This is a genomic window from Woronichinia naegeliana WA131 (genome assembly GCA_025370055.1).
Classification (GTDB): domain Bacteria; phylum Cyanobacteriota; class Cyanobacteriia; order Cyanobacteriales; family Microcystaceae; genus Woronichinia; species Woronichinia naegeliana.
In genome coordinates this window covers 1121522-1135744 of the sequence record CP073041.1, presented here as the reverse complement: position 1 = coordinate 1135744, position 14223 = coordinate 1121522, and the positions used below count along the sequence as shown (strand labels likewise).

The following is a 14223-nucleotide window of genomic DNA, read 5'->3' as shown; positions in this document are numbered from 1 at the left end:
CTCAAAATTCTAATGCTCTCCATGACCTTTCCCTATCCTCCCAGTCGCGGCGGAACCCAGGTCAGAACGTTTAATTTACTGAAATATCTCAGTCAATACCATCAAGTTACGCTTGTAACTCAACAAAGTCCAGATGTCACTGAGGCCCAAATCCATGATCTAGGGCGATTTGTTAGTCATCTACAGGTATTTCCTCGCAATGATCAGCCTCACACTAACTTTTTAACCAAAATTGGCCGTTTTGCTCAATTTCTCCAGTCTGGAACGCCCCCCAATGTTGCCAGTTACTATTCCCCTGAGCTACAAACTTGGCTTGACCAGGCAATACAAACAGGGAATTTTGATGTCTTAACCTGTGAACATAGTGTTAACGAAATTTATGTTAGACCGCACTGGCAAAAACAGCTTAAAGTGGTTCTTAATTTACACAGTTCTGTTTATCGCACCTGTCAACAGCAATTAAGTATCGGTATTTCTGACTATCCTAACCGAGATCGCCTTTATTTACCGATGTTAAAAGGTTACGAGAAAAGACTATGCCAAAAATTTAGCGAGATTGTTGTCACCACCCAAGAAGATCAGTCCCAAATTCAAGCCTATAACCCCCAAATTCCTGTTCAGGTGATTGCCAACGGCGTTGATCTCGATCTATTTCCCCTGCGTTCCTGTGATCCCAATGGCTATCAATTAATGATTACCGGTGGCATGGATTATATTACGAATATTGATGCCGCTTGCTTTTTTGCTCAGGAAATTTTTCCGCTTCTACAAAGCCAATATCCTCAACTTCAACTCTGGATTGTGGGTGCTAATCCTGCGCCTCAAGTTCTGGCTTTAACCCATAATTCTCAGATTACGGTTACGGGCAGAGTGCCTCGCATGGTGGACTATTTACATCAAGCAACGGTTTGTATTGTGCCTCTGCGATCGGGCTATGGCATAAAAAATAAGACCTTAGAAGCCATGGCCGCCGGTGTTCCAGTAGTGGGCAGCGATCGCGCCTTAGAAGGCTTAACCATTGATCCCCATCACCCCCAGGCATTACGGGCTAATCAAGTCTCTGAATATATCACTGTCATTAGTCAACTGTTAGATGATCCCAGTCTCAGAGCCGAACTTTCTGAAAATGGCCGTCGTTTAATTGAAAAAAACTACACTTGGCAACGATTAGGTGCAGATTATGAAGCTGTATTGCAAAAAAACTAAGGTTATTGTTCACAAAACTTATAAGTAGTCACACATTTAGATTTCATAATAATTTTGCTGAAGGTCTTTTAACAAGGGGCTTAAGCCCCTTGCCTGTATGGGTTTTAATGACAAATAGCGAGTTTACAAATTTCCTAACTTTTTCCCAATGTCCAAAAAGGAAAGGTTTGACTGGGATTAATCACGGTGCCAGTAATATTCTGTTGAGCAAAGGCAAAATCTTTAGTTTGCCAGAGAGGAATGTAAGGTACATCTGCCGCTAAAATTGTCTGAATTTCGGCAAAAATAGCATCTCGTTTTTGCGGATCGAGTTCACGGCGTTGTTGATCAATCAACTGGTTCATTTTAGGATTGTAGTAAAAAGATCCCTGATTTTGTGCGCCACCTTCTTCACAGCCTTTACTCAGTGAACCCTTGGCACAATGTAAAAAAGGAAAAATATAGTTATCAGGATCAAGAAAGTCGGGATACCAGTTAGAAATGGTACTTTCATATAAACCTTTACTCACATTTTTAAAGTAAGCAGCCCCAGCAATACTATTGGGTTCAAATTGAATGGCATTATCTAAATCTCGCTGGGAAAGTGCTTTTAGTAAGGCGGCCACGATACTATTGGTAATTGATCCCGATGAATGCCAAACTTCCACCTTGACGGGATTCTCCTTACTAAATCCTGCTTCCTTTAACCATTGCTTGGCTTGTTCAAGATTGCGTGCGCGCAGCGTGCCCTTGGCATCGCCGTATTTAGTTTGAAAAACCGGTTGATAGGCACTAAAACTAATCGGGATCATACTGTAGAGAGCTTCGCCTTGACCTTGTAGAATGCGATCAATGAGTAATTTTCGATCTATTAAAGTAGCGATCGCCTTACGGACTAAAACTTGTCTGAGAGCATCGGTTTGCATATTCAGAGCCATAAAATTAATCACTGATCCCGACGATTCGATCACCTTATATTTCTCTTGACTAGCATCTGCCTTAAGGGTTTTAATCTGTTGGGCCATTAAGGATTGATAGGCCACATCGATGGTTTGCGTCCGAAAAGCATTGAATAAATTGGCCGGATTGCTGGGATACAGTTGCAGATTAATCCCTTGATTCTTGGGTTTTTCTCCCCAATAGTCAGAAAAGGCTTTTAGGTGTAGAGAATCACTATTAAATTGAGTCAGTTGATAGGGGCCAGTACCAACAAAGCTTTCCGGTTTAAATTTTCCTTCGCCAATTTCGTAGGCCTGGGGAGAAACCGCACAGGCTCCAGGAAAAGCAAGTAAAGCGGGAAAGGCAGAAAAGGGTTTTTTCAGGGTAACTTCTATTTCCCATTCTCCTAATGCCTTCACTTTATCGATCGTATCACTTAGCAAAAAAGAGGGTTCGCCAGCATTTTGAATAAAACGATTGAGGGAAAATACCATCGCCGCCGCATTAAAGGGCGTACCATCATGAAATTTGATCCCTTGACGCAGGGGAATGCGATAGATCAGACCATCCGCACTCATTTTCGGCATGGCGATCGCCAAACGGGGTTCTAGTTCCGTTGTGCCCAGTTTATAGCTGTAGAGGGTTTCTCCCAGGTTATACACCACCAGAAGGCCTGCTAGATCGTAACTATCCGCCGGATCAATAGTCCGAGGCTTGAGCGTTGTCCCCACCGTAACGCGATCTTTAGGGGAACTAGGAGAGGTTTCAGTTTTAAGGGCGCGATCGCCGCATCCGACCAGGAGACTGATCCCCAGACAGAATAGAATAATAATTTGAAAAAGGCGGGAATTCTTGCTAATTCTGGGGGAGAAGCCCTGAAACATAAAATTTTATCTAGAATTTTAACTAAAATATAATCTAAAACTGAGACCTATCGTTCACTTTTCATCCTCACTCAAATTCTCTGTCAAACCTTCCATGAATGCTTCTGATGGCCAACTCCTAGAAATTGAATGTCTTCGCAATGAACTTGAAGCCGTGCAAAAAAAACTTCGGGATCATGAGGAACGCTGGGAATTGGTATTACAGGGAACCAATGAAGGCATCTGGGATTTAAAGATTGCCACCGGAGAATTGTTCATTTCCCGGCCTTGGACAGCCCTTTTAGGCTACGAAGAGCATGAAGTTATCAACCGGATTGAACACTGGGTTGACTTGATCCATCCCGAAGATCAAGCGCGAGTGGTGCAGTGTTATGAGGATTATGTCGCAGGGAAAATTGCTCACTATGCAGTGGAATTGAGAATTAAGCGCAAAGATGGTAGTTACCAGTGGATGTTGTCGCGGGGGAAACTACTGCGGGATCAAGATGGCAACCCGATCCGGCTGGCTGGCTCCAATACCGATATTAGTCAGCGTAAATGTGCCGAAGCAGAACTAACAGAATCCGAACAACTACTGCGATCGCTGATCGATGTGATGCCGGATCTGATCTTTTTTAAGGATTGTCAAGGAATTTATCGACTTTGTAATCAGGCTTTTCAGGAGTTTGTCGGTCGGCCAAGGGAAGAAATTTTAGGCAAGACGGACTTTGAACTCTTTGAACCTGAAATGGCCAGCTTTTTTCGCCAAAAAGATCAAATAATGTTTGAAAAAGCCACCTCTCAACGGAATGAAGAATGGGTGACGTTTGCCGATGGTCGTCTCTGCTGTTTGGAAACCGTCAAAACCCCAGTTTTAAATGAACGCGGAGAAGTGCGAGGCCTAATTGGTCTGAGTCGAGATATTACGGATCGCCATCGGGAGGAGCAAAAACTGCAAGCAGAAATTAGGGAGCGGCAAAAGGCAGAACAAGCTCTTCAGATCTATCTCCACATTGTTTCCCATGATCTACGCAATCCGGTCTTGGGTATGGCCATGATCCTCAAAAATTTCTTAAAAAATTCAACTCTAGTCTCTGAGATCTCTCTACCCCGTCCGATCCTAGAGCGTATGTCCCAAAGCTGCGATCGCCAATTAGCTCTGATTAATTCCCTGGTGGAAAGCCAACATTTTGACACCAAAGGGATTATCCTCAACCGCCAGTCTTTGGATTTCAGTCAACTGCTCCATCAATTGGCGGCGGAATGGGAACCCATCCTCAAACAACATCAAGCTCAGTTAAACCTAAATATTCCTGATCCCCTACCCCTACTGACCGCCGACAGCAATCTATTATGGAGAGTCTTAGAAAATCTTTTAGCGAATGCCCTCAAACACAATACGAGCCATCTTACTATTACGATCCAAGTGGAACTACGGGATCAATCTCTCTATTGTCAGATCCAAGATAATGGCGTAGGAATCCATCCCGATCTAGTTGACTCTCTCTTTGAACGGTATCAACGGGGGAAGAATACCGGCAAGACCCCTGGGCTAGGATTAGGCCTATATCTTTGCCGACAAATTATTGAAGCTCACGACGGCCAAATTGCTCTGATCCCCAGTTCAGAAGGGGCAACCTTCGCGTTTTGCTTACCCCAGACATTGCGTTAAAAGCTTTATGAGGGTTATTAAACCCCGTCTAACTCGAAACCCATAGTTTTTTGATTATCCAAGGCGATCCCCCCAACCCCTCTTGAAAAGACTGCCGCGCACACACATACTGGTCTAAACCTCATTTTGCCCCCCCAGCCCCCCAACTTTGGCTACTGTGTACACACAAGTCGAGTGTAGCCTAGAAAAAGGGAAAAACCACTAAAAAGAGGACTGAAAAATGACCAACCCGATACTCATTCACGCTGAACAGGCAAAAGGAAAAGCATTTGGAGACCCACGCTTAGTAAAAAGGGGGCGGAATTGTAGGTCGCAATGTTACGGAAGCAATCGGTAAACATCCGTCAAATGAGCAAAAACCGTGCCGAGCAAGTAGGTTACTACCGCTTTTTGGAGAATGACAAGGTGACAGTATCAGAGCTAATACAAAGCTTGTCAGAGCATTGTGAGCAGCAAGTAGAAGGCTTACACGTATTAGCAGTAAATGATACGAGTGAAATTAACTTGGAGGCACACAGAGGACGACTGAAGGCAGAAGGGCAGGGAGTAGTGGGAAATAACCGAGACATAGGCTTTTTTCTGCATCCGACGCTAGTACTAAAGGGTGCGACCTTTAGTTGATAAAAGCTGTTGTAATCAGGGTTCTACAGGGAACCCATATTGATCAAGTTTTGCCCAAAATTGACTCCATCGTTCCTTGGTCAATACCAAAGCTCGTAGGCTCAAAATAATTCCTGCTCCTTTTTCCTTCCATCGCATCCCTGAACAACATAATCGTTGTTTGACCAACGTCTTACAAGCTGCTTCCGTAACACCTGAACCAATCGGATACTTTTTCTCTAAGTATTCAGCATAATCCATTTGATGCTGATGATTCTCGTAATAAGTAATCGCCGCTTGTAGTTTCTCGGTAAGATTCTTAGAATGACTTTTTTCTTCTTTGACTTCTTTCATCAGATTTAGCAGTTCTCCTGCTTTTCCTTTTTCATGCTTGAGTTCTCGACAATTTTCAGTCAACCATTCTTTTTGTTTTGACACGGTATTCGGATGCAACGCTTCTGCCAAGGCACCTAAGTAACCAGAGGCATGATAGAAATCTAATATCTGTTCTTCCGTTTGCTTTTCTAAAAACTTCCAATTTGATTCTGCCCCGTCTGCTATCCCGACCAATGTTGCCTCTGGATAACGGTTTTTCGCTCGCTCAATTTCTCTTTCCAATCTTTCTAGAAAACTCTTTTTTCCATACTCTGGTGCCGCACCTAGATAGATTGTATGTTGACGTTCGCCTTCACTATCGTATAGGGAAACGGTTCCCACCATTGCTTCACGGTAGCCATCCTCACACATCAGCATACAGGTTCCATCTAATCCTATTCCCACTGTTGCAATTTGGCTATCCTCCTTGGGCGGGGCATAACTCCACGCTTCTTCTTTTGCTTGTACCACACTTCCTACTGCTTCACTCAATCTTTGGATATAGGATAGCGCTACTTTTCTACCATGATTTTCTAATAAATCATTTTTCACCTCTTTGCCTGCCATCCCTGACATTTTTGAGGATACCTGTTTTGCCAATAATGGCGTTGATGTTATGATTATCCTTGCTTCTCTTTCTAAGGGGCAATACGTTTTTCCTCAAAGGTGAACGCTGATATACATGACGATTCACTATAACCTCACCATAAGGTGTTTGATATTCTTTCGGTTGCTCTCCCTTACTCTTCCAGATTTCTTCACCGATTTTTAAGGGTGAACCATCTGTATCTAAATATTTCAAGGCTTCTTTGCTGGCGATGCAACCTACTTCGTTTAAGCCTTTTTGAATATTTATTTCTGTATCCAACATTGAACGACTGAGTTCTAATGTTAGTTCTATTTTTATCTTTGAACCCTCTACATTAATTAGTTTTGCTGTCATCATTGTTTCCTCTTTGTCACTTTTCATCTCATGTTAACACTTTTCTTTTCCTTCATCAACTAAAGGTCACACCCCATAGATTAAACAAAATCTGTATTTTGATTTGTTTCCATAAGGATAAGTTATCTATGCTTTTTCAGTCCATACTTCCCTAACCCACATTTCTTTCGTTTTTTGACTTTTTCAGCAAGCCCTACTTGTGTGTACACAGTAGCCTTGATAAGGGGGGAAAACTGGACTAGTGGAATAGGTGGGAGATCCATCGCCAGAAACGACGCAAGATTTGACGGATTCTTTGCCAGAGGGTGGGCGGAGGGGAAGGGGAAATAGGAGCAGAAAGGGCGTTAATTTCATTGTCGCAATTTTGAACTATGCTTTCTAATTCCATTGCTTGATAGAGTTGACGGGCATTGCGAAAAGCGCCCAAAGCATCGGCTGCTCGTTGCAGTTCTTTTAAGGCTAAACCTAGATTAAACCAGGCAATTGCTTCACCTTGTCTATGCCCAATTTCTCTGGCAATATCTAAATGTTGTTGATGAAAAGCGATCGCCCGTTGGTCTTCTCCTAATAAAAGGTAAGCATTGCCTAAATTGCCCAAAGCATTAGCTTCACCTCGTCTATCGCCAATTTCTCTGGCAATATCTAATTGTTGTTGATAAAAAGCGATCGCCTGTTGGTATTCTCCTAATAAAAGGTAAGCATTGCCAAAATTGCCCAAAGAATTAGCTTCACCTTGTCTATCCCTCATCTTTCTTTTAATTTCTAAGGATTGTTGATAAAAAGCGATCGCCCGTTGGTATTCTCCTAATAAATTATAAAAAATGCCAAAATTGCCCAAAGAATTAGCTTCACCTTGTCTATCCCCAATTTCTCTGGCAATATCTAAATGTTGTTGATCAAAAGTCATCGCCCGTTGGTATTCTCCTAAAGAAAAATAAGAACTTCCTAAACCGCCCAAGGAAGCAGCTTCACCTTGTCTATCCCCAACTTCTCTGGCAATATCTAAATATTGTTGATGAAAAGCGATCGCACGTTGGTATTCTCCTAAGGCATTATAAGCACTTCCTAAATTGCCCAAAGAAGCAGCTTCCCCTCGTCTATCCCCAATTTCTCTACTAATTTCTAAGGATTGTTGATGAAAAGTGATCGCACGTTGGTATTTTCCTAAAGATCGATAAGCATTTCCTAAATTGTTCAAAGAACCAGCTTCTCCTTGTCTATCCCCAATTTCTCTGGCAATTTCTAAAGATTGTTGATGAAAAGCGATCGCACGTTGGTATTCTCCTAAAGATCGATAAGCATTTCCTAAACCGCCCAAAGAAGCCGCTTCACCTTTTTTATTGCCGATTTTTCTTTCAATTTCTAAGGATTGTTGATGAAAAGCGATCGCCCGTTGGTATTCTCCTAATGAAAAATAAGCATTGCCTAATGACGTTAAAGCGGCTCCATATTGCCAATGATCTCGCAAGCCTGCTTTTTCCCAGGCAGTCACTAAACGGCTATAGGTATCAACCCTCACCGTATAAAATCCTCGCAAGGTGAGAAAAGTGTCCACCTCTCGAATCACATCAAAGGCTGTACCATATTCCCCTAATTCGCAACAATGGTGAAAAATCTCCAGATAGGGTTCCACTGCCTGCTTACTTTGGGGATTCGGTTCCGCAATCGAACGATAGAAAGCAATGGCTTGATGGTGAGCTTCCGTTAAATCTGCCGCCCCATAACAGGCATATTCACGCACCACAGGCTGAAAATCAAAATAACGGCGATTATCCTGCAAAAATTCCTGCAAAAGCGAACATTTAACCAACTTTCTTAACTCTGTCTCAACCGTTCGCAAGTCATTTTGCCCCCCTAGCCCCCCAACGTTGGAGGGAACCAGCGTTTCGGGGCCTTCCTGTACCAAATAACTCGCCGCCTCACTATCAAAAGCAGGTCGAAACACCGATAAACGCTGCCAAAAATGCCGTTGCTGGGGACTTAAACGCGCCACCATCGCCTCCAAAACCGCCACGATCACCACCGTTTGCCGACGATGAACCCCCTTCACCCGCTCATCCGTCAACAACTGCTGTAAATTGCCCAATCCCAAGGCCGTTAACCGCTCCAAATGGGGGTCTTGGGGATACTCATCCTTCAGTAAATCCGCGACTAACTTCAATAACAGAGGATAACCCCCCACTAATGCCGAAAATTCCGCTAAATTGCCCTGAATCCCCAATTCAGCCAGTAAATTGGCCCCTTCCGTGATACTTAAGCCCGTCAAATCCAACCACTCCATACCCCGCAGATCAGGCTTTTCCCGCGTCGTCACCAGAATCGTACTATTACTGCCCAACTCCAACCAGGCGGAAAAAAAGTCCCCATAAAACTCGCTGCTCCACTGCCCCTCCGCCGTTAACAAACTCTCCAAATTATCCACCACCAACAAAAACCGTCCCGACTGCAAACAGGACACCAAACCATCCACCAAAGCCGTTTCCTGCTCTGGAACCCTCCCCCCAAACGCCTCAATTACCTGCCGCGCCAAATCGGTAAATAATACCCCACTGCTGACATCGGCCCAGAAGCCGCGATCGAAGTTGGTAGAGGAGACTTGGGGGACATCCGTGTCAACTTAAAGGAATGGGTTCCCAAATTTGTTGATTGAGAGCGGCCTTTTCTCGATGTCGCTTTCTCTCAGCTTTGACCAAACCAAATAACTTAGCACGTTCAGCCAGATAGGTTACTGTATCAGGCTTTTCTCCTCTAGCAATAGCCTTCGCTACATAGTATAGACTCCGAAACACCATCTCTACTGAGATTTTTTCTTTCGGTTGATTTAGAGCAATCGCCACTTCCCCTACCAATTGATTTAAGACCGTATAGAAAATCAAAGTGCAAATAATCTGGATTTGGACACCATTCTTATTCCCTACCCATAAATAGGGCTTGCTGAAAAAGTCAAAAAACGAAAGAAATGTGGGTTAGGGAAGTATGGACTGAAAAAGCATAGATAACTTATCCTTATGGAAACAAATCAAAATACAGATTTTGTTTAATCTATTGTTCCTTTCTGTCTAAAAAGGTCAACACAAATCACTCCTCACAAAAGAGAGGAAAATTAACACCATTTTTCACAAGAAAAACGACTCTACAACTTTTTACTTTTTGTCTTCTGAAGTAGAGTAGAAAGATTCATTACCAAAAAGTTCATCGCAATTACCGTTTCCGAGGTCTCAGGTAGTTTGGCCATCACTCGACCAAGACTAAATTTCCTCTTTCCCTGTCCGAATTTACCCTCAATGGCATTACGCACTCTTTCATCTGAGCGTGCCTCTTTCTTTTTTTCTTTGCTCACCTCTTTCGGCGGTCTTCCCAATCGGGGACCACTCATTCTTATATCCCTTTCTTTACAATAAGCTCGATTCGCTTTTGTTCGATAGATTTTATCCACATGAACCGATTCCGGATAACATCCTGTTTCCCTTTTATATTCTTCTATTCGCGCTTGTAAATCTCCCGATTCGTTGTAATTATCCCAACTTAATTTGTCTAAGAAGACAAAGCCATTCACATTACTTGCCGATATTTTAGCTCCAAACTCTACTGCTTTTCCCGCTTTTCCACGCACTATTGGACGCACGTGAGGTTGGCTTACACTCACAATTCTGTTTTCTACTTTATTTGTCTTTTTTTCATACATTTCTAACTGTTGCTCATACACTTTTCCTATCGTTACAAGCTCTTCTTGCTCTTTTTTCGTTAGTTTTTCTAACTTTGCTCCCTCTTCTATCATTTTTTCTATATCAGACAAGTTTCTTTTTATATATCCTAGTTGTTTTTTTGTTCCTTTTCTTCTTTCTTTTTTTGACACACGACGTTTTTTTGCTATGGCTAAGTACTCTTTTCTTGCCACTTCCCTATAAGTCCTCGGCTTTTCTTTCCTTTTCTCTTTTATTTCTTCATACAGCTTATCTATTATTTTTTCTGTTTTTTCTCTGGCATCATTCAATATTCCTATATCCGTTGGATATTTTATATCTGCTGGTGTACAAGTCGCATCTAACAATAACTTTCCTTCATTTTCTTTTTTTTCTGACGCTACACCCGTCGCTTTTTTTTCTATTTCTTTATTAATTTTATTTATTAATTCCATTCCTATTTTTTTACGAAAATGAACCATCATTGACGCATTAAATGCTTCTTTGCTACTATAGCTTTCCATTCCTATAAAGTACTGTAAATAAGGGTTCTCTTTTATTTGTTCTACTGTTTCTCTGTCACTTTTTCCTGAAATTTCTTTGATAATTAATGCTCCTAATGCCATTCTAAATGATTTGGCTGGGGCTCCTTTTTTTTCTGTGAAGTTTTTTGCATATTCTTCCTCATATTCTTCCCAGGGAATCATTTTTGACATTTCTATCCAACGATTTTCTTCGTCTAACTGCCCGCCGAACAGATTTTTCAAGTTTTCTGGTGTTTCAATTGAGTACTGTTGCTTTCGGTACATCTGCTTTCTCTCTTCTTAATGCAATGGTTTTGAGGCATTCTACCCTATTTTCGTGCATTCTAGCGGTTCTTAATTCGCCTACTATTTTTCTCCGTAAAGGTCTCAGCTTTTTTCAGCAAGCCCTAAATAGGCTAGTCCTAAAAGTCTTTTCGTTAATAACTGGACAGTGCGAAGTTCTAGGAAAATCAACGAGTTTACTAGGGTTTCAGCCCCCAACGCCCTTCTACCCTCTTCCAGACTCACAATCGCTGAAACTCTTTCAATGCAAGGCTTTTAGGCATTTTATCAAAATGTCTGACAGAGAACTTCGCACTCTCCAGTTAATAAAAAGGCTTCTTCGATTGTCCATCGTCTTCGATATAAATCACAGACCTCTTCGGCGGACAGTTGTTCGGGAGACAACACATTTGTTAAATACTGATACCAGATTGTTCCCCATAATACTGAGACTAATCTCACCGGATGCTTGCAAGGATTAGAACGGTAATTTCCCATAATGATAATCTCATCTCTGTAATGACTACCTTGAGACAATACTTGTTTGGTTTTGTAAGATGTACCCGCTCTAAATCTGGTTAGAAAAAACTTTTTAGCTTCTGTTAACAAATCAAACCACACAAAGCTAAAAAATCCCATATCTACGAGAATTAAACCATTTTCTGGTAATTTAGCTGCCAATTCTTCACACCATATTTTATCATTTGATTTATCATTTTCTGTGTACCATAAAGTAACGGGTCTTTGGGTAAAGGCTTCCACTACCATCATTATTTTACCCCCCAATTTACTCTTTTCTTCTTTACTTATTTTCATATTTTTCCTTATCTGCTCTAGCGTTTAGCCATCTGCTATCCACACTGCACTAAACTTTTCTCTTATTTTTTCCCATTTTTCTCCTACTTGGAGCTTCTTCCCTTTTTCGGCTGCTTTTTCTAACACTTCTTTTAGTAATATTGCAAATATTTCGGCTGGCACATTCATCATTCTTTTTGATACTGCCTGTTTGCTTACTTTTAATGATGCTACCCATAGCAATCCCTCTTCCTCTAACAGTCTTACCGCTTCACTTATACCCGCTATTTGACGATACACTATACTTAACACTAATGCCACCATTACTGGTAAATTTAATACCCTATCTCTCATCATTTTCTCATGAGTTCCCTGTAAATATTTTAATGGTGTAAACATTGTGGGTTCTAGTAATTCAAACAACTCTTTTGTTATTTCAGGGATTTCTACCCCTGGCTGATTTGTCTTACGACGTAAGTCTGGGTTTCCTTTTCTCCGAGGATGTTGTCTTGCCATTTGTTTTTTGCTCACTTTTTTATATACTAACCTTTTTTTCAGCCTACTCTTACTTCCGCCTGCTTTTAGGCTAATCTTTTGTGAGTAGGCATTTTGGCTTAAGTTGACACCAATGCTTGGGGGACTGGGGAGACGGGGGAGACTGGGGAGACGGAGGAGATTAAATTCTCATCAGTATCTTTGCCCCCCTTTTTAAGGGGGGTTGGGGGGATCAAACTTTCAGGGGAAGTTGGAGGGATCAAACCACTTTTAATGGGGGTTGGGGGGATCAAAATCGCCTCTGCAAAAACCTTACCCGCCAAACTCGACTTACCGATACCGCCCACCCCATCAATGCCAATCAAGGAAACACGATCGCTAAACCAGGTCTGTAACTGCTGAATTTCTTCGGTCCGACCCTGCCAATGGGCAATCATTTTGGGCGGCTTACCCAAAGTTAATAAAATCGGCGATCGCTTGGACTGCTCTAAAATTCGTTGCTCGTCCAAACCTTGAACAATGGCCAAAATATTACTAACGTTTTGATTGCCAACCTCAACTTTTTCAATAATTTCCTGTTGCGTTTCCTTAACTTCCTCAAAACCAGCAACGGTAACAGCAAATAAATCCTCTAACTTGAACCCAATTTCATCAAACAAAGGCCGCAAATTACCAAAACCAGACTCCAGGCGATCGCCTAACTGAATAAATGCCTCCAGATTATCGGAGCGTAACAAAACTAACTGTTGATTAACCCGATTAACTTCCCCTTCTAAATCCTTTCTAAATGCCACCAGATCAGCTTGATTTTCCAACGACTGCTCTCTTAAATGAGCTAAGTCCTCTAGAAAAATTTGATCTGCTCCCTCCACTGAAGCGAGATTAGGAAGCATTGCTAACCGATCCAAACGCTCAATAATTTCTGTCTGCGATCGCGTTATAGACTGGTGAATTAATTGCAATAAATCCAAACTTAGCCCCGCAAAAGCCCTTCCCCCTGTGGCAAAATCTTCCTTAAAAACTTCGCGTAACGCCTGGGTAAATTGTGCAGATAGAGCCTTGGCTAAATTCACCACAGTTTGATGCAATTCTTCAGCAGATTCAGGCATCAACAATAAATCAGCAAACGCTCCACTTTTACCAATCAACTTGTCTAAAATACCTTGCCAAATCGTGCAATCCTCTCCTATATTTTCACTAAAAACTCGTACCGTAACCCCAACTTGTCCTAGAAATAATGACCCTAACTGATGCTCTTGAATAGCACTATTTTCAGGAAATAATGACAAATTTTCTTGATAAAATTCCGCCCAATGTTGGGCCACATATTTTGCTAATTTGCGGACACGGGGCCGATCCGTAAAATAAATTTGCTCCTCATTCTTGGCTGTTTGAGCTAAAACGGCGGCGATCGCCAATCCCACAGCCCGCTTTAAATCGTGATTAGCCAAAACCGCATCAGGATCGCTTAAATGTTTGCCCAAAAGCTCCCAGCCTGACCCCAAATCATTGGCAATCATGCCCGTCAAAACACTAATGCCCGTTGCTCCCGCCGCGCCCAAGAGTCCCGCGTTTATCGTTCCCGCAATACAAAGAGCCGAAGTCGTTAAAAGTCTTTTCACAATAGTCGGTTATAACTTCTGCCAAGATTCTAGCGAAGATCACAGTTGTCCTCTACAGTTTGAGACTCAGTGAGAGCTAGGCGTTGAAAATTGTAAGTTCTCCTCGTCTATCGCTCCATAACCGTTAGCACAAGATCCTCTGGAATGTTAAAAATACCTGAAGATTTAAGGAGATCAGTCAGTCGTAACCGGAAATTTGCTTTACCCTGTTAAAGAAAAGGCCATTATTCATCATTTCCGTGATT

The 14223-nt window shown here is 42.1% G+C and carries 7 protein-coding genes and 4 pseudogenes; 3 read left to right on the top strand and 8 right to left on the bottom strand.

Going from position 1 to position 14223, the window contains the following annotated elements:
- Nucleotides 1–12: 12 nt before the first annotated feature.
- Nucleotides 13–1206, top strand: a complete 1194-nt coding sequence (locus KA717_05980) for a glycosyltransferase family 4 protein (protein ID UXE62346.1) — start codon at nucleotides 13–15, stop codon at nucleotides 1204–1206.
- Nucleotides 1207–1340: 134 nt separating this feature from the next.
- Here KA717_05980 and KA717_05975 read toward each other — a convergent pair whose 3' ends face one another.
- The gene (locus KA717_05975; GenBank protein UXE62345.1) at nucleotides 1341–3008 is read right to left on the bottom strand and encodes an ABC transporter substrate-binding protein; all 1668 of its coding nucleotides are present in this window, start codon (nucleotides 3006–3008) and stop codon (nucleotides 1341–1343) included.
- Between the two features lie 94 nt (nucleotides 3009–3102).
- On the opposite strand from KA717_05975, the gene KA717_05970 reads away from it, so the two are divergent.
- Both KA717_05970 and KA717_05965 read left to right on the top strand, forming a co-directional pair.
- Complete coding sequence (locus KA717_05970) at nucleotides 3103–4659, top strand: PAS domain S-box protein (protein UXE62344.1); 1557 nt, start codon at nucleotides 3103–3105, stop codon at nucleotides 4657–4659.
- Nucleotides 4660–4974: 315 nt separating this feature from the next.
- Nucleotides 4975–5259 (top strand): annotated as a pseudogene (locus tag KA717_05965) (IS4 family transposase).
- A 36-nt stretch (nucleotides 5260–5295) separates the two neighbouring features.
- On the opposite strand, the pseudogene KA717_05960 reads toward KA717_05965, so the two are convergent.
- The 7 genes and pseudogenes from KA717_05960 to KA717_05930 all read right to left on the bottom strand — a co-directional run bounded on the left by KA717_05960 (nucleotide 5296) and on the right by KA717_05930 (nucleotide 13978).
- Nucleotides 5296–6577, bottom strand: a pseudogene (locus KA717_05960) (ISKra4 family transposase).
- A gap of 238 nt (nucleotides 6578–6815) precedes the next feature.
- Entirely contained in the window at nucleotides 6816–9047 is a 2232-nt protein-coding gene (locus KA717_05955) for a tetratricopeptide repeat protein (GenBank protein ID UXE64561.1), read from the bottom strand.
- 142 nt (nucleotides 9048–9189) lie between these two features.
- Nucleotides 9190–9504: pseudogene (locus KA717_05950) on the bottom strand (IS4 family transposase).
- 227 nt (nucleotides 9505–9731) lie between these two features.
- Nucleotides 9732–11069, bottom strand: a pseudogene (locus KA717_05945) (IS5 family transposase).
- Nucleotides 11070–11354: 285 nt separating this feature from the next.
- On the bottom strand, nucleotides 11355–11882 hold the full coding sequence (locus tag KA717_05940) for a transposase (protein ID UXE62343.1): 528 nt from the start codon (nucleotides 11880–11882) through the stop codon (nucleotides 11355–11357).
- 24 nt (nucleotides 11883–11906) lie between these two features.
- Nucleotides 11907–12392, bottom strand: a complete 486-nt coding sequence (locus KA717_05935) for a hypothetical protein (GenBank protein ID UXE62342.1) — start codon at nucleotides 12390–12392, stop codon at nucleotides 11907–11909.
- 83 nt (nucleotides 12393–12475) lie between these two features.
- The gene (locus KA717_05930; GenBank protein ID UXE62341.1) at nucleotides 12476–13978 is read right to left on the bottom strand and encodes a hypothetical protein; all 1503 of its coding nucleotides are present in this window, start codon (nucleotides 13976–13978) and stop codon (nucleotides 12476–12478) included.
- Between the last annotated feature and the right edge of the window lie 245 nt (nucleotides 13979–14223).